Genomic DNA, 15,592 nt, shown 5'->3' on the forward strand with positions numbered 1-15,592 from the left:
AACTCCTCGCCATGGAAGCCCGTCAGAACGCCACCTACTACCACTCCCGCTACCAGCAGGTTCAGGACTACGGCGCCGAACTCTACGTCCTCAACGGCATCGGCACCCCGGACTTCTGGCCCGAGGACCGCTACCGCGTCGTGGGCTCCCAGAACATCGACGACCTCATCACCGAGGCCAAGGAGTGGCACGAGCAGGAGCGCTTCGACGGGATCATCACCTTCTCGGAGTCGGCCGTGACCACGGTCGCGGCCGTCGCCGAGGCGCTCGGACTGCCGAGCGTGGGCGTCGAGGCGGCCAGGACCAGCCGCAACAAGCTGCTGATGCGCGAGGCGCACCGCAAATACGACGCTCCGCACCCCGGCTTCCGCTTCGTCACCGACCTGGAGGCCGCGCTCGGCGCGGCCGGCGACTTCGGCTACCCGGTCATCCTCAAGCCCACCCTGGGCGCCGCGAGCAACTTCGTGTTCAAGGTCGACGACGCCGAGGAGATGGCGGAGCTGTTCCCGCAGGCGCTGGAGGGCATCGAGGGGATGTCGTGGTTCGAGATGGAGGCGCACGGCCTCGACCTCGGCCCGCACGGCCTGCTCGTCGAGGCGTTCCTCGACGGCGACGAGTTCCTCATCGAGGCGGTGGCCTGGGACGGCGAGGTCTACCTCGGCTCCATCGTGGACCGCATCACCGTCGAGGGGGGCACCTTCGACGACGACGTGCACCACGGGCCGACCGCACTCACCCCCGAGCAGGTGAACGCGGTCCACCGCGTGGTCAGGGCCGGCGCTCACTCCCAGGGGCTGCGCCGCAGCGTGCTGCACGCCGAGGTGCGCTTCCACCAGGGCGAGCCGTATCTGCTGGAGATCGCGATCAGGCCCGGTGGCGGCGGGCTGGACCTCATCGCCGGGATCACCGCCGCGCACAACCCGATCCGCGCCGTGATGGACGTGGCCCGCGGTGCCGCGCCGAGGGTGCGCCACTACCGGCCGACCGGCGTCCACATCACCGCGATGTGCCTGATGTGCGACGCCGGCAAGATCGCCGCGATCGACGTGCCCGCCGAGGTCTCCGAGTCCGAGCGGGTCTTCTTCCTCAAGATCACCGCCAAGCCCGGGGACGTCGTCCGGCGCCCGCCGGAGGGCAACAGCATCCTCGGCTTCCTGGGCACCACCGGCACCTCCCTGGAGGACGCCAGGGAGACGATGCTCGACTACGCCTCCAAGATCAACGTCACGTTCGTCCAGGACGGAGAAGCGTCATGACACAGCTGGCCGAGGAGGCGCCGCAGCGGACCCTGAGGGTCGCCCGCACCCGCCGCTACCTGATGTGCCCTCCCACCCACTTCGACGTCGTCTACTCCATCAACCCCTGGATGAACCCCGGCAAACCGGTCGACGGCGCGCTGGCGAGGCTCCAGTGGGACGGCCTGCTGCGCGCCTTCCGCGCCCTGGGACACCAGGTGGAGTTCATCGAACCGCTGCCCGGCAACCCCGACATGGTCTTCGCCGCCAACGGCGCGACGGTCATCGACGGCAAGGTGCTGTCGGCCAGGTTCCGTCACGAGGAGCGGGCCGCCGAAGGCCCCGCCTACCTGGAGTGGTTCCGCGCCCGCGGCTACCAGACCCGCGAGGCCGTCTTCGTCAACGAGGGCGAGGGCGACTACCTGCACGCGGGACGGTACCTGCTGGCCGGCACCGGCTTTCGCACCGACATCCGCTCGCACCGCGAGGCGGAGAGGTTCTTCGGGATGCCCGTGGCGGGGCTGAGACTGGTCGACCCGCGCTTCTACCACCTCGACACCGCGCTCGCGGTGCTCGACCGCGACCAGATCATGTACTACCCGGGGGCCTTCTCCAGGGAGAGCCAGGGCGTGCTGCGCGTCCTGTACCCCGACGCGATCATCGCCAACGAGGCCGACGCCGAGGTGTTCGGGCTGAACGCCGTCTCCGACGGCCGCCACGTCCTGCTGCCGCCCGCGGCCACCCACCTGATGGGCGAGCTGCGCGAGCGCGGCTACGAGCCCATCGGCGTCGAGCTCTCCGAGCTGCTGAAGTCCGGCGGCAGCGCCAAGTGCTGCACCCTCGAACTCCGGGCGGCCCGCTCATGATCGACTACAACGGACGCCGCTTCACCACCGGCGGCGTCCCGGCGGGGGAGGAGCACCCGATCGCCCTGTACCGCCAGGACGGCGACCTGCTGTGGGGCGAGTTCTCCGGCGGCCACGCCCGCCGGGGGACCCTCACCGGGCTCTGCGCCCCCGACGGCACCCTCGACTTCGCCTACACCATGGTCCTCGACACCGGCGCCGTCGTGTCGGGCCACTGCCGCAGCACCCCCGAACTCCTCCCCGACGGCCGCGTCCTGCTCCACGAGACGTGGGAGCGCTACGGAGCCCACGCGAGCAGCGGTGTCTCGCTGCTCGAAGAGATCGACCCCGAGACCTTCGCCCTGCCCCACCAGAGGACTGAGAGCTGATCATGACCCTGAACACCATCGCCCGTCCGAACGTGGAGCGGCCCGTCAAGGGCGGCACGGTGACCTGGGCCTGCGCCCCCGGATTCCCCCCCTCGATCATCTTCCCCTTCACCCCGCCCGAGCGCTTCGGCACCCGCAACCTGCTCGAGTTCCAGATCCTGATGTACCGGCCGCTCTACTTCTTCGGCACCCACGGCACCCCCGAGGTCGACTACGACCTCAGCATCGGCGAGCCCCCGCAGTGGAGCGAGGACGGCCTCACCGTCACCGTCACCGTCAAGCCCTGGAAATGGTCCAACGGCGAGACGATCTGCGCGGACAACGTGCTGTTCTGGGTGAACATGATGGCGGTCAAGGGCGAGCGCTACGGCGAGTACGTGCCGGGCTGCTTCCCCGACAACCTCGTCTCCTACGGCAAGCTCGCCGAGGACAAGGTCTACTTCACCTTCGACAAGGTCTACTCCAAGCGCTGGGTGCTGATGAACCAGCTCAGCACCATCACCCCGATGCCCAAGGCATGGGACCGCACCGCCGACGGACCCTCCGACGCCTCGTACAGCCTGGAGAACGTCGCCGCGGTCTACGACTTCCTGATGGGCGAGAACGGCGGCGTCATCGAGGAGGACAACTCCGACCGGGTGCACTGGGCGACGAGCCCGGTGTGGAGCGTGGTCAGCGGCCCTTGGCGGCTGAAGAGCTACACCATGGAGGGCGTCGTCACCTTCGTCCCCAACGAGCACTACTCCGGGCCGAACAAGCCGCACCTGGACGAGTTCCGGCAGATCCCCTTCATGTCCGACGGGGAGGAGTACCAGAAGCTGCTGGAGGGACCGGACGGACCCGACGGCATCCAGGTCGGCTACCTCCCGCTGAGCTTCAGCACCGAGCCGACCGACGACCCCACCAAGGGCGGCCCCAACCCGCTGGGTGAGAACTACACGCTGGTCCCGCAGGCGGCCTTCTGCATCCGCTACATCCCGCTCAACTACAACAACCCGACCGTCGCGGGGAAGATGCTCGCCCAGACGTACATCAGGCAGGCGATGCAGCACGCGCTCGACCAGGACCGGGCGGCCCGCGACATCTACCACGGCTACGCCTACCGGCAGGACGGGCCGGTGCCCCGCTACCCGGTGAGCGACCTGGTCTCGCCCACCCTGCAGGGCGCGCCGATCCTGCCCTTCGACGCCGCGCGGGCCCGCGAGCTGCTGGAGGCGAACGGCTGGGACACCAGCACGACGCCGGCCGTCTGCGTCAACCCCGGCACCGGCCCCGGCCAGGCCGGGGAGGGCATCCCCGGCGGGACCAAGCTCAGCTTCTCGCTGAGGTACGCCGAGGGCCGTCCCGCGCTCACCCGGCTGATGGAGCAGTTCCGTGACGACGCGGTCGAGGCCGGCATCGAGCTGCGACTGCAGGAGGTCTACGGCTCGGTCCTGGTCGCCGAGGACGCTCCCTGCGTCGTCGGACCCGACAGTCCCTGCCTGTGGGAGCTGAGCACCTGGGGCGGCGGCTGGGTCTACCACTACCCGAGCGGCGAGATCCTCTTCCGGACCGACGCCGGCGGCAACTTCGGCCACTACACCGACCCGAAGGCCGACGAGCTCATCGACCGCACCCTGACCAGCGACGACCCCGCCGCGCTCTACGAGTACCAGGACTACATCGCCGAGCAGGTCCCCGTCATCTTCATCCCCAACTTCTCGCTGCGGCTGTTCGAGGTCGCCAACAACCTCCGCGGCTTCGAGCCGATCAACCCCTTCGGGATGATCAGCCCGGAGAACTGGTACTACGTCGAGAACGGTGACTGATCCCCATGCCGATCCCCGCGCCGATCGCCGCGCCGATCGCCATGGCTCCCGTCGCCGTCATCCCCGCCGAGAACCTCATGATCCTCCTGCTGCAGCTCGGGCTGCTCCTGGGGCTGGCCACCGTCCTGGGGCGTCTCTCCGTCCGGCTGGGCCTGCCCGCCCTGCTCGGTGAGCTCAGCGCGGGAATCCTGATCGGGCCCTCGCTGCTCGCCAACGTCGCCCCCGAGTTCTCCGCCTGGCTGCTGCCCACCGACCCGGCCAGATTCCACATGATCGACGCGGTCGGCCAGGTCGGCGTCCTGCTGCTGGTGGGCCTGACGGGCATGCACCTCGACCTGGGCTTCATCCGCAGGCAGGGGAAGGCCGCCGCCTGGATCAGCGGGGCGGGGCTGACCGTCCCGCTCGTCCTCGGCGTCGGGATCGGGTTCCTCGCCCCCTCCGAGATGATCGCCGAAGGCGTCGACCACACCGTCTTCGCCCTCTTCCTCGGCGTCGCACTCTGTGTCAGCGCCATCCCCGTCATCGCCAAGGTGCTGATGGAGATGCGCCTGCTGCACCGCGACATCGGCCAGCTCATCCTGAGCAGCGCCGTCATCGACGACGTGGTCGGCTGGTTCCTGCTCTCGGTGGTCTCCGCGCTCGCCACCGCCGGGGCGCGCACCGGGCAGGCCGCGCTCACCGCGATCGCGCTGCTCGTCGGGCTCGTGGCCGTGTCGGTCCTGTTCGGCCGCAGGGTGGTCGCCAAGGTGCTGCGCCTCGCGGACAGGGGCGGGAGCGTCACCACGATCGCCGCGGTGACGATCATGATCCTGCTCTCGGCCGCCGCCACCCAGGCGATGGGCTTCGAGGCCATCCTCGGCGCCTTCGTCTGCGGGGCGCTGGTCGGCTCCTCCCCGGACCTGAAGGTCGCCAGGCTGGCGCCCCTGCAGACGCTCGTCGCCGCGGTGCTCGCCCCCATCTTCTTCGCGACGGCGGGCCTGCGGATGGACCTGACGGAACTGGCCAACCCGGCCGTGCTGGTGGCCGGGATCGTGGTGCTCACCGTCGCCATCGCGGCCAAGTTCGCCGGCGCCTACCTCGGGGCGCGCATCGCCCGCAGGACACGCTGGGAGGCCCTCGCGCTCGGCGCGGGCCTCAACTCCCGCGGCGTGATCGAAGTGATCATCGCGATGGTGGGCCTCCGCCTGGGCGTGCTCACCACGGCGTCCTACACGGTCATCGTCCTGGTCGCGGTCGTGACCTCGATGATGGCGCCGCCCCTGCTGCGCTTCGCGGCGGCCAGGATCGCTCCCACCGAGGGCGAGGCCGTCCGCGAGGAGTTCTTCGACACCCTGCAGGGCACCGACGGCGCCGACGGCGCCGACAGACAGCTCGTGACCACCGCCAAGGAGGCGTGACATGATCACCGACACCAGGCCGCTGCTCCTCGTGGTCGCGACGGGAATGCGGCACTACCGCGAATACCTGCTGCGCTCCATCGCCACCGAGTACCGCGTCCACCTCATGGTGACCGCGGAGCCCGGTTGGGAGCGGGAGTACGTCACCGGCTGGACCGTCGTCGCCGACCTGGCCGACGGCCCCGCGCTGGCCGCCGCCGCGCTGGAGCTCGCCGCCCGCGAGCCCGTGCACGGGGTGCTCTGCTGGGACGAGGCGACGATCCTGGCCGCCTCGCACGTCTCGGAGGCCCTCGGCCTGCCGGGCGGCGACCCCGAGATGGTGCGCCGCTGCCGCGACAAGCACCTCACCCGCGTCGCGCTCGACGCGCTCGGCGTCCCGCAGCCCAGGTCGCTCGCGGTCTCCACGCTCGACGAGGCCCTGCGCGCCGCCGAGACGGTCGGCTACCCAGCCATCCTCAAGCCGCGCGGCCTCGGCGGCAGCCTGGGCGTCATCAAGGTCGAGGACCCGGAGGAACTGGCGGAGCGATTCGCCTTCGTCCACGACCTGACCGTCCCCGGTGGCGCGACGTTCGAGGTGCCCGTCCTGGTCGAGGAGTTCGCGGACGGCCCCGAGGTCAGCGTCGACGCCGTCGTCCAGAACGGTGTGGTGACCCCGCTCTTCCTCGGCAGGAAGGTCCTCGGCTACGAGCCCTACTGCGAGGAGGTGGGCCACTTCGTCGACGCCCAGGACGAGCTGCTGCAGGACCCCGAGTTCTGCCGCGTCCTGCAGGACACGCACACCGCGCTCGGGTTCACCGACGGCTTCACCCACACCGAGGTCAAGCTCTCCTCCAGGGGACTGCGCGTCATCGAGGTGAACGCGCGCCTGGGCGGGGACATGATCCCCTACCTCGGGATGATCACGACCGGGATCGACCCCGGCCTCGCCGCCGCGGCGGTGGCCTGTGGCCGCACCCCCGACATCGCCCCCGAGCGCAAGCTCGTCGGCGGCGTGCGCTTCTTCTACGTCGCCGAGGACGACACCACGATCGAGTCGATCGAGTTCGACGAGACCGGCCTGCCCGCGGAGATCGACCGGGCGATCCCGGTGGTCGCCGCGGGCGCGACCGTCTCACCACCGCCCAAGGGCACCCTGTGGGGGCGTATCGCCTACGCCACCGCGCTATCCCCGACCGTCGACGAGTGCCGGGCCGCGCTGGACGCCGCCGAGGCACACCTGAAGGTGAAGGCAGCCGCATGACCGCCGTTATCGAGAACGAGAACGAACTGTCCGGGACACCCCCGCGCAAGCAGGACGACGGGGTGTTCGTCACCCTGAGAGAGGCCCCGCGCGCCGTCAAGGCACTCCTTTTCGGCGGCTTCATCAGCAGGCTGGCCGCGTTCATCCAGATCTACCTGGTGCTGTTCCTGACCGACCGGGGCTTCTCCGCCACCCAAGCGGGGCTCGCGCTGGGCGTGTACGGTGCCGGCGCGGTGGTGGGCTCGCTGGCCGGAGGCTCGCTCTCCGACCGGCTCGGCGCCCGGGCGGTCACCCTGATCAGCATGGGCGGCTCGGCCCTGCTGATCGTGTCCATCCTCTACGCCCCGACCTACGCCCTGCTGCTGGCCGCCGTCTTCATGGTCAGCACGGTCGGCCAGTTCTACCGGCCCGCGGCCCAGACGATGCTCACCGAGCTCACACCGAGACACCGGGTCGTGATGATCACGGCGATGTACCGGCTCGGCCTGAACCTCGGCATGACCGCCGCCCCGCTCATCGGCGCCGCGCTGCTCGCGGTCTCCTACAACGCGCTCTTCTGGGGAGAGGCCGCCGCGGCACTGGTCTTCGGCGGCATCGTGATGTTCGCGCTGCCCCGGCGCGCGCCGAAGGCCGTGCGCGCCGCGGCCAAGCGGGCCGAGGCGGCGAAGGCGGCGGAGGCGGGGTCGATGGAGGGCCGTTCCGGCTACCTCGCGGTCTTCGCCGACTGGCGCTACAGCGTCTACCTGCTCGCGATGCTGCTCACCTCCATCGTCTACTGCCAGTACACGGCCACCCTCCCGCTGGACATCTCCGCGGCAGGCCTCAGCCTGTGGTGGTACGGCGCGGCCGTCTCGCTGAACGGCCTGATCGTCATCACCTGCGAGCTGGCGATGACGAAGGTCGTGCAGAAGTGGCCGATCCGGCTGACCGCGCTGCTCGGCCTCGGTCTCGTCTCGGTCGGCTATGCCATCTACGCGATCTCCCCGCTCCCGATCTGGTTCATGCTCGGCACCCTGGTCTGGACGCTCTCGGAGATCATCGGCGGACCCACCACGTTCGCCTACCCCGCCCTGGCAGGCCCCGAGCGGCTCCGCGGACGCTACATCGGCGCCATGCAGAGCGTCTTCGGGCTCGGTACCGCGATCGGGCCGGTGATCGGCACCCTGGTGTGGTTCCAGGTGGGGCGCTCGGTGTGGCTGTGGGCCGCCCTGCTCTCCGCGATCGCGACCGTGGCGGGCCTGATCGGCATGCGGGACCCGAACAAGGCCGACGAGTCGCGCACCGCGACCGCCTCGGCGACATGAACGGAGGAGTTACATGATCAGAATCGCCGTCGTGGGCGGTGGGATCGCCGGGGCGATGCTCGCCTGGCGCCTGTGCGAGGTCGTCAGGGGCAGCTCCGTCCACCTCTACACCGGAGAACCGCACAGGAGGGCCGACGCCAGCGCCGCCTCCGGGGGCCTGACCAGGGCCTTCGAGCCCGACCCCGCCCTGTGCCTGGAGGCCGCCGACAGCCTGGCCGAGCTCCACTCGAACCGGGAGCTGCGGGAATGGGCCTCCTACCGGGAGACCGGCTCGGTGTACCTGCTGCCCGGCCTCGGGCCGGGCACCGAGGGCCTGGTGGAGCTGGTACGCAGCCGCCTGCCCGGCTCGATCTCCCTGGTCAGCGGTGAGGAGCTCAGCAGCCGCGGCACGTTCCGCGAACTGCCGGAGGGGAGCGTGGCCGTCGTCGAGAAGCGCGCCGGATACCTCTCCCCGAACGCCTTCCGCGACCGGCTCCTGGTGGAGCTCGCCAGGTCGGGCGCCTTCGTCACCGACGGGCAGGTGGAGGGCATCACCGCCGAGGCCGAGGTCCGCCCCGCCGAGGGCAGCCCGGCCAGGTTCGACGCCGTCGTGGTGGCCGCCGGGGCGTGGACCCAGAGCCTTCTCGCCCGTACGGGCCTGTCGGACGCGGGGCTGCGCACCAAGGTGATCCAGTACGTGCTCGGCCCCACCTCGGGCAGGGGGCCCAACGCGTTCGTCGACGAGACGTCCGGGTTGTACGGCAGGTCCTACGCCGAAGGGCGGGTCCTGCTCGGGCTGCCGACCGACAGATGGGACATCACCCCTGGAACCGTGCCGACCGACCCCGTGCTCACCAGCAGGATCCTCGACGTCGCCGAGGCCAGGATCGGATACCGGCCGGCCGACGGGGCGGTCAAGGCCGTCACCGCGGTCGAGTGCTACCACCCCACGGGAGGGCTGTCACTGCGTCCCCTGGCCAAGGGCGTCTACACCTTCACCGGAGGGAGCGGCGGCGCGGGCAAGACCGTGCTCGCCGCGAGCCGCACGGCCGCGCGAAGCCTGGTCAGGTCGCTGCGTTGAGCGCGGGGACGCGGCCCGTGCGGGTCGCGTCCCCGCCGCTTCGAAGACGGGATCCGGCGGGATCGCCGGTCGTGAGCGCCGCGGTGAGGGGGAGCCCGGTAGGGGCGCCCGTCTCGGCGGCCATCCGGCGGGGTCGCCGGTCGTGAGCGCCGCGGTGCAGAGGAGCCCGGTGGGGTCGCTCGTCTCCGCGGTCGTGTGGCGGGTTCGCCGGTGGTGGCGAGGACTGTCAGGTCGCCGCGGTGAACGCGAGATAGCAGTAGTCGTCCAGCATCTTCGCGAGCGGACGCCCGGGGCGGCCCAGCTCCACCGCCAGCTCCCGCTCGCCGAGACCCGCCTCCTCGAGCAGACGCCGTGCCCAGTCCCGGCCCATCCGCAGGTGCGCACGGTAGGCGTCCGCCGTACGCGCCCCGTGCAGGGCCTCGGCGATGGCCGCGTCCCAGGGCATCAGCGCCCCCGGGCGCAGGGCGTGCAGCATCTTGGTCGCGGCGGTCGGCCCCAGGGAACGGGGTCTGGCCCCCGGAGTCGCCCGCATCGCCGACAGATCCGCGTAACACCCGCCCAGCACGTCGATCTCCGGGTCGCCCAGCGTCGCGAGCGTGGCGTCCTGGCCGGGCAGGTGCTCCCTCCAGCGCTCCCACCAGGCCGCGGTCTCCGCGCCGAAGACATCGGGCTCGCCGTCACGCGGATAGCGCAGCCGGCACCCCCACGCGTTCAACCAGGCGAGCAGTGCCCGGCGATGGGCCGCGAGCGCGGGGTCGACCCGCGGCCCGGTCGCCAGCAGCAGCCGTTCCCATGACCTGTCGGCCGCGTCGTAGCGGGCGAACTCGCCGACCGCCGCGCGCAGGCGTTCCAGATCGGGCCCCCGGTCAAGGGAGGTCGCGGGCATCTTCACCGGTGCCGACCTGTCAGGGGCGGCCGGCTCCGGCCTCGCATGAGCGTGGCCAGCAGCCGCTCGGTGCGCTCGCTCGGCTCCACGTCGAGGTCGGTGCGCAACCGGTGGCGGCACACCTCGTACCAGCTCAGGACGCGGCCGAGCTCGCCGAGCTCGCCGTGCATCATCATCAGGGTCTGGTAGGTGGTCTCGTGGTGGGGATCGACGTCGAGGGCCCTGCGGCACCAGTGCATCGCGGCCGGCCAGTCCTCGCGCTCCAGAGCCTCGGTGCGCAGCGAGGTCAGGGCACGCAGGGCGGTCGCGCGCATCCACTGCCGCTGCTCGTTGATCCAGCCGCCGGTCTCGCCGGAGAGGAAGTCCCCGACGTACAGGTCGGCGGTCCGCTGGAACCACGCGATCGCGGTGTCGTAGTCCTTGGCCACCCACGCGCTCCGGCCTCGGTCGAAGGCGCGCTGGAACTCCTCGATGTCCACCCACGCGCTGTTCGTCCGCAGCACGTACCCGTGGTCCTGGTGGAGCAGGGAGAAGCCGTCCCTCCCCTCGAACTCGTTGAGCACCCGTCGCACGCCGTGCACGGCGACCTTGAGCGAGCTGGAGGGGTGGCCCTCCCGCTCCGGCCACAGCACCTCGCGCAACCGGTCCCTGTGGACGAACCGCTCGCGGTTGACCAGCATGTACTGGAACAGGGCCCGCGACTTGCCGGCCCGCCAGTGTGAGACGGCCTGCCCGTCGACCTCCAGGCGGAAGTTGCTCAGGCATCGGGCGATGACCGAGGGGGTGCCCTCGTCCTGCCCGGGGTTGTGGGGGCCGGCTTTCGCCAATTGTTGAACGGGCATGTTCGCTTCCCTTGGGAGGACGGACTCCGCCGCTCGCGGACTCACCCGCGGACGCCGAAGCACGTCGAGTACGAGTGTGGAGCCAGCACGACCTGGACCTGATAAGGCATGCGATCGTCGTGCATTCTGAACATGACCGTGATCTCCGGGTAGGAGGTGGTCATGCCGAGCCCGGCGAAATAGTGGTCGGTGGCGAGGATGAGACGATAGAGCCCGCGCTCCATGAATTCGTCCACCCATTCTTTAACATTTCCGTCGATGTCGGTCTCGCCCTCGGATACCGGCTCCCAGCCGTTACCCGAGGCGCGCTCCAGGCGAGCTCGGACACCGGCCGCGGATCGGCCGTAGACGCCGTCAAGTGCCTGCGTGGCGATGCTCATGGTGAGGATACCCATCTTCTGGTTCGGGGCCGCGTGACCTGTATCGCGCGACCTCGGCCCTATCAGGCTCCACGGGGGGGCTATCCGTCCGCTTTCGGCCCGCTATCCATCGGCTACCCGAGCCTATCTTTGCGCCGGATATCGGATCAGAAGAGATCGGATAAGGCGTGGATAGGGGGGCTGTTTACGTTTTGAAGCAGACAGGCGGACAGCAGTGAACGGCCTGCGAGACACGAAGAAGAGGTACAGGAAATGCGGAAATTCGCGAGCATCAACACCCTCCGGATCATCGTCTCCGCCATCGCGGTTCTCGGATGCCTCGGTCTCGCCGCCGTCGTCCCCTCGGTCGCCGACGGGGCCGCGAAGACCACCGTGCTCGCCAGCAACACCCCCTGGGGATGAAGCACACCCCCACCCGGCGGGTCGCCGGCGGTGGGAGTTCACCGGAGCGGTCGGAGCCTTCCAGGGCCCGGCCGCTTGTTCATGTCACAAACCCGCACGTTAGTCGCAAGTTGGGCCAGACCTTCACAAACCCCACTGGTTCTCCCATCAGTGACGTTGTATGATCCCGGACAGAACACGTTTCATGCATATAAAATTGCTCGCCGTGATCGCTGGGTTATATGTCCGAAGATCGCGGAGAGGTGGGGGTTGAGTCTATTGTTGCCTGCTTTAAGGCAGCGGTTAGATCCCTGATGTCTCCCTTACACCAACCGTGCGGAGAATTCCTGGTCAGGCCGCGATTCTGCAAGGAGATTCGGTGGAGTATCGAATCCTCGGCCCCCTGGAGGTCCTCGCCGACGCGCGCCGCCTGGATCTGGGCGCGCCTCGGCAACAGGTCGTCCTCTCCTGCCTCCTGCTGGAGGCCAACCGAATGGTCACCATTGGACGGCTGACGGACGCGATCTACGGTGAGGATCTTCCCAGCACTTCCCGCGCGCAGGTGCAGATCTGTATCTCCTCGCTGCGGCGGCTTTTCGCCGCCAATGGCGGAGCCGACGTCATCGCGACCCACTCCCAGGGATACACGCTACGAGTCGCCGAGGGAGAACTCGACTCCCAGAACTTCGAGGGCCTGCTGAACCAGGCCCGCCAGGCTCGCGACGACCGCCAGCTGGAGGACGCCGTCAGGCACTATCGGGCCGCGCTCGCCCTCTGGCGAGGGCCCGCCCTCGACGGCCAGGAGAGCCGGCTCGTGCAGGCCGCGGTCGGCAGGCTGAGCGAGCGCCGGATCACGGTGAACGAGGACTGCGTCGAGATCGAACTGGAACTGGGCAGGCACCACGAGCTGGTGGGCGAACTCAGCGAGCTCGTCGAGGAACACCCGCTCAGGGAGCGGCTGCGCGGCCTGCTGATGCTCGCGCTCTATCGCTCGGGACGCCAGGCCGAGGCGCTCACGGTCTATCGTCGTGCCCGCCAGACGATGATCGACGAGCTGGGCATCGAACCCAACGAGAGCCTCCAGCAGCTCGAGTACTCCATCCTCACCTCCGACGAGAGCATCGACGCGCCGGGGCGGCAGCAACAGCAGCAGCAACAACAGCAACAGCAATCCTCCCAGCGTCACCCGGAGACGCAGGAGGCGCCGGCCGCCCGCCGGACGGTTCCCCGTCTGCTTCCCACCGACATCGCCGACTTCACCGGCCGGATCAAGCTGGTCGAGGCCATCCGCCGCCAGCTCACGTTCGCCGCGGAGGACCGCCAGCGGCTCGCCGTCCCCGTCATCGCCATCGTCGGCAAACCGGGCATCGGCAAGTCCACGATCGCGGTGCACGTCTCGCACAGCGTCGCCGGACGCTACGAGGACGGCCAGCTCTTCGCCGACCTGCACGGAGGGGAGTCCCATCCGATCGGTTCCGGGCAGGTGCTCGAACGCTTCCTCCGCGCGCTGGGCGTGCCGGGCAACGCGATCCCGGACGGGGTGGACGAACGGGCGGAGATGTACCGCGCGCTGCTCGCCGGGCGCAAGATGTTGATCGTCCTGGACGACGCCAGAAGCGAGAGCCAGGTGCTGCCCCTGCTGCCCGGCAACCCCGAGGCCGCGGTGATCATCACCAGCCGCAGCCGGCTCGCGGGCCTGCCGGGCGCGGCCCACCTCGACGTCGGGCTCTTCGACTCCAGGCAGTCGGTGGACATGCTCTCCAGAATCGCGGGCATCGAGCGGGTGCAGGCGGAGCGGGAGTCGGCGGCCGAGCTGGCGGACCTCTGCGGCCACCTGCCGCTGGCGCTGCGCATCGCGGGCGCGCGGCTCGCCGCCCGGCCGCACTGGACGATCGACCAGCTCGTGGGACGACTGGAGGACGAGACCCGCAGGCTCGACGAGCTCAAACACGGCGACCTGGGCATCAGGGCGAGCATCTCGCTGACGTACGAGAGCGTGAGCGAGGACGCACGCCGCCTGTTCAGGCGCCTCGCCATCCTGGAGTCCCGGCACTTCTCCGGCTGGGTCGCCGCCGCGCTGCTCGACTGCCATCCCTCCGACGCGCAGGACCTGCTCGACGACCTGGCCGACGCCCAGCTGGTCGAGACGACCGACGCCGGGTACGGCGTGCAGAGCCAGTACCGCTTCCACGACCTGATCCACGTGTTCGCCCGTGAGCGTCTCGCCGGCGAGGAGGCGATCGCCGACCGCAACGCCGCGCTGCAGAGAGTGCTCGGTGGCCTGCTCTTCCTGACCGGTGAGGCGCACCGCCGAGAGTACGGCGGAGACTACGTGCAGGTCCACAGCGACGCACCACGCTGGCCGCTGCCGGGGCGGCTGGTCGAGAAGCTGGTCATGGCCCCGCTGCCCTGGTACGAGCGCGAGCGGCTGACGCTGGTCTCGGGCATCCGCCAGGCGGCGCAGGCCGGGTTCGTCGAGCTGTGCTGGGACCTCGCGATCAGCGCGGTCACCCTGTTCGAGTCGAGAATCTACTTCGACGACTGGCGGGAGACCCACCAGATAGCGCTGGCGGCCACCCGGCAGGCCGGGGACCGCCGGGGGCAGGCGGCGATGCTCTACTCAATAGGGTCGCTCTACATCGCCGAGCAGCGCTTCGGGGACGCGCGGCGCGACTTCGAGTCGGCGGCCAAGCTGTTCGAGGAGGCCGGGGACGACCTGGGGGTTGCCCTCGTCATCCGCAACATCGCCTTCCTGGACCGGATGAGCGGCCAGCTCGACGACGCGGTGGAACGCTACGATCGCGCGCTGGGCATCTTCCGCGGCACCGGCGACCAGGTCGCCTCCGCCTACGTGCTGCACAGCATGGCCCAGATCAGGCTCGACTGCGACGAACTCGAAGAGGCCAGACGTCTGCTGGGCGAGGCGCTGGAACTCAGCAGGATCGGTGGCAGTCGCAGGGTGGAGGCACAGGTCCTGCACCGGCTGGGCGAGACCTACCTCAGGTTGGAGGAGTTCGCGTCGGCGGCGGAGGTCTTCGAGCAGGCGCTCACGACCGTGCGCAACATCGGCGACCCGACCGGCGAGGCCTACGCCCTGCACGGCCTGGGCATCACGAAGCTGCGCCAGGGGGACCTCCAGGAGGCCGAGGCCACTCTCCAGAACGCCCTGGAGGTGGCGGGCACCGCGGGGGAGAGACTCGCCGAGGCGAGGGTCGTGCTCGGGCTCGGTGAGCTGGCGCTCGCCGACGACCAGACCGAACAGGCGATCGGCCGCTTCCACCAGGCCCTCGGCCTGTTCCACAAGATCGACGCACCGCTCCATCAGGTGCGCGTCCTGGTCATGCTCACCGCGGCGTACCTCGCCGTCGACGAGGAGGAGGCGGCGCGGAGCGTCTCCGAGGAGGCGCTCGAACTGGCGGACACGATGCCCCCCGCGATCGCCGCCAGGGTGCGCGCCCAGTTGGAGAACCTTCCTTCTCCCGGTCATGCACGCCTGCCCGGCCGGGCACGGAAGGTCCCGGCGTCCTGAGTCCCGTACGGTCGAATCCCGAGATCCTGGGCGCCGTACGGCCGAGGGCTCCGAGTTCCTGAGCGCCCCGGGGCGAGGGCACCGTTGTCCTGAACCCGACCGGGGCGAAATGTCCTGAACTCGACCGGGTCGAAAGCGAAGGGATGTCGGTGCCCTGAGCCGAACGGTCCGGAGCGGGAGCGGTCCTTCGCACTCCGAAGACGTGAGCGACGAACCGCCGGAGAGGTCCGGAAGAGACCTCTCCGGGCGGTCGTGACCGGTCGTGCCGGCCGGTCACGAGACCATCGGCGCCGGAT

General features: G+C 70.1%; 13 protein-coding genes. 10 read left to right on the forward strand and 3 right to left on the reverse strand.

Annotated features, from left to right (window positions below; all coding sequences use genetic code 11):
- The first annotated feature begins 11 nt into the window (after positions 1-11).
- From ACFY3D_RS18410 to ACFY3D_RS18445, 8 genes are read left to right on the forward strand one after another with little or no spacing between them, the layout of a single operon-like run.
- Positions 12-1,256 (forward strand): ATP-grasp domain-containing protein, encoded by a 1,245-nt coding sequence (locus tag ACFY3D_RS18410; protein ID WP_389980778.1) that lies wholly within the window; start codon positions 12-14, stop codon positions 1,254-1,256.
- Complete coding sequence (gene ddaH, locus ACFY3D_RS18415) at positions 1,253-2,101, forward strand: dimethylargininase (protein ID WP_350943826.1); 849 nt, start codon at positions 1,253-1,255, stop codon at positions 2,099-2,101. Before ACFY3D_RS18410 ends, ddaH begins: the two co-directional genes overlap by 4 nt.
- Complete coding sequence (locus tag ACFY3D_RS18420) at positions 2,098-2,469, forward strand: hypothetical protein (RefSeq protein WP_350943825.1); 372 nt, start codon at positions 2,098-2,100, stop codon at positions 2,467-2,469. Before ddaH ends, ACFY3D_RS18420 begins: the two co-directional genes overlap by 4 nt.
- A gap of 2 nt (positions 2,470-2,471) precedes the next feature.
- Positions 2,472-4,277, forward strand: coding sequence for an ABC transporter substrate-binding protein (locus ACFY3D_RS18425; protein ID WP_389980780.1), 1,806 nt, complete (start codon positions 2,472-2,474; stop codon positions 4,275-4,277).
- 5 nt (positions 4,278-4,282) lie between these two features.
- Complete coding sequence (locus tag ACFY3D_RS18430; protein ID WP_389980782.1) at positions 4,283-5,674, forward strand: cation:proton antiporter; 1,392 nt, start codon at positions 4,283-4,285, stop codon at positions 5,672-5,674.
- A 1-nt stretch (position 5,675) separates the two neighbouring features.
- Complete coding sequence (locus tag ACFY3D_RS18435) at positions 5,676-6,914, forward strand: acetyl-CoA carboxylase biotin carboxylase subunit family protein (protein ID WP_389980784.1); 1,239 nt, start codon at positions 5,676-5,678, stop codon at positions 6,912-6,914.
- Complete coding sequence (locus ACFY3D_RS18440; protein WP_389980786.1) at positions 6,911-8,218, forward strand: MFS transporter; 1,308 nt, start codon at positions 6,911-6,913, stop codon at positions 8,216-8,218. Before ACFY3D_RS18435 ends, ACFY3D_RS18440 begins: the two co-directional genes overlap by 4 nt.
- Positions 8,219-8,231: 13 nt before the next feature.
- Positions 8,232-9,278, forward strand: a complete 1,047-nt coding sequence (locus tag ACFY3D_RS18445; RefSeq protein ID WP_389980788.1) for an FAD-dependent oxidoreductase — start codon at positions 8,232-8,234, stop codon at positions 9,276-9,278.
- A 226-nt stretch (positions 9,279-9,504) separates the two neighbouring features.
- Here the strand turns inward: ACFY3D_RS18445 and ACFY3D_RS18450 are convergent, their stop codons facing one another.
- The 3 genes from ACFY3D_RS18450 to ACFY3D_RS18460 are packed head-to-tail and all read right to left on the reverse strand — an operon-like array spanning position 9,505 to position 11,386.
- On the reverse strand, positions 9,505-10,170 hold the full coding sequence (locus tag ACFY3D_RS18450; protein ID WP_350943817.1) for a hypothetical protein: 666 nt from the start codon (positions 10,168-10,170) through the stop codon (positions 9,505-9,507).
- Positions 10,167-11,006 (reverse strand): BTAD domain-containing putative transcriptional regulator, encoded by an 840-nt coding sequence (locus tag ACFY3D_RS18455; RefSeq protein WP_362897099.1) that lies wholly within the window; start codon positions 11,004-11,006, stop codon positions 10,167-10,169. Before ACFY3D_RS18455 ends, ACFY3D_RS18450 begins: the two co-directional genes overlap by 4 nt.
- A gap of 41 nt (positions 11,007-11,047) precedes the next feature.
- Entirely contained in the window at positions 11,048-11,386 is a 339-nt protein-coding gene (locus tag ACFY3D_RS18460) for a hydroxyisourate hydrolase (protein ID WP_350943813.1), read from the reverse strand.
- Positions 11,387-11,638: 252 nt separating this feature from the next.
- Here ACFY3D_RS18460 and ACFY3D_RS18465 point away from each other — a divergent pair, with 252 nt between their 5' ends.
- Both ACFY3D_RS18465 and ACFY3D_RS18470 read left to right on the forward strand, forming a co-directional pair.
- On the forward strand, positions 11,639-11,788 hold the full coding sequence (locus tag ACFY3D_RS18465) for a hypothetical protein (protein WP_389980791.1): 150 nt from the start codon (positions 11,639-11,641) through the stop codon (positions 11,786-11,788).
- 358 nt (positions 11,789-12,146) lie between these two features.
- The gene (locus tag ACFY3D_RS18470) at positions 12,147-15,296 is read left to right on the forward strand and encodes a BTAD domain-containing putative transcriptional regulator (RefSeq protein ID WP_389980793.1); all 3,150 of its coding nucleotides are present in this window, start codon (positions 12,147-12,149) and stop codon (positions 15,294-15,296) included.
- Positions 15,297-15,592 lie beyond the last annotated feature (296 nt).

The organism is Streptosporangium sp. NPDC000509 (genome assembly GCF_042898365.1).
In the GTDB taxonomy this organism is placed as follows: domain Bacteria; phylum Actinomycetota; class Actinomycetes; order Streptosporangiales; family Streptosporangiaceae; genus Streptosporangium.

What these genes read in the sequence shown, in the direction of transcription:
- ACFY3D_RS18410 (WP_389980778.1), top strand. Translation starts at nt 12, where the DNA reads ATGGAAGCCCGTCAGAACGCCACCTACTACCACTCCCGCTACCAGCAG.
- ddaH (WP_350943826.1), top strand. Translation starts at nt 1,253, where the DNA reads ATGACACAGCTGGCCGAGGAGGCGCCGCAGCGGACCCTGAGGGTCGCC.
- ACFY3D_RS18420 (WP_350943825.1), top strand. Translation starts at nt 2,098, where the DNA reads ATGATCGACTACAACGGACGCCGCTTCACCACCGGCGGCGTCCCGGCG.
- ACFY3D_RS18425 (WP_389980780.1), top strand. Translation starts at nt 2,472, where the DNA reads ATGACCCTGAACACCATCGCCCGTCCGAACGTGGAGCGGCCCGTCAAG.
- ACFY3D_RS18430 (WP_389980782.1), top strand. Translation starts at nt 4,283, where the DNA reads ATGCCGATCCCCGCGCCGATCGCCGCGCCGATCGCCATGGCTCCCGTC.
- ACFY3D_RS18435 (WP_389980784.1), top strand. Translation starts at nt 5,676, where the DNA reads ATGATCACCGACACCAGGCCGCTGCTCCTCGTGGTCGCGACGGGAATG.
- ACFY3D_RS18440 (WP_389980786.1), top strand. Translation starts at nt 6,911, where the DNA reads ATGACCGCCGTTATCGAGAACGAGAACGAACTGTCCGGGACACCCCCG.
- ACFY3D_RS18445 (WP_389980788.1), top strand. Translation starts at nt 8,232, where the DNA reads ATGATCAGAATCGCCGTCGTGGGCGGTGGGATCGCCGGGGCGATGCTC.
- ACFY3D_RS18455 (WP_362897099.1), bottom strand. Translation starts at nt 11,006, where the DNA reads ATGCCCGTTCAACAATTGGCGAAAGCCGGCCCCCACAACCCCGGGCAG.
- ACFY3D_RS18460 (WP_350943813.1), bottom strand. Translation starts at nt 11,386, where the DNA reads ATGAGCATCGCCACGCAGGCACTTGACGGCGTCTACGGCCGATCCGCG.
- ACFY3D_RS18465 (WP_389980791.1), top strand. Translation starts at nt 11,639, where the DNA reads ATGCGGAAATTCGCGAGCATCAACACCCTCCGGATCATCGTCTCCGCC.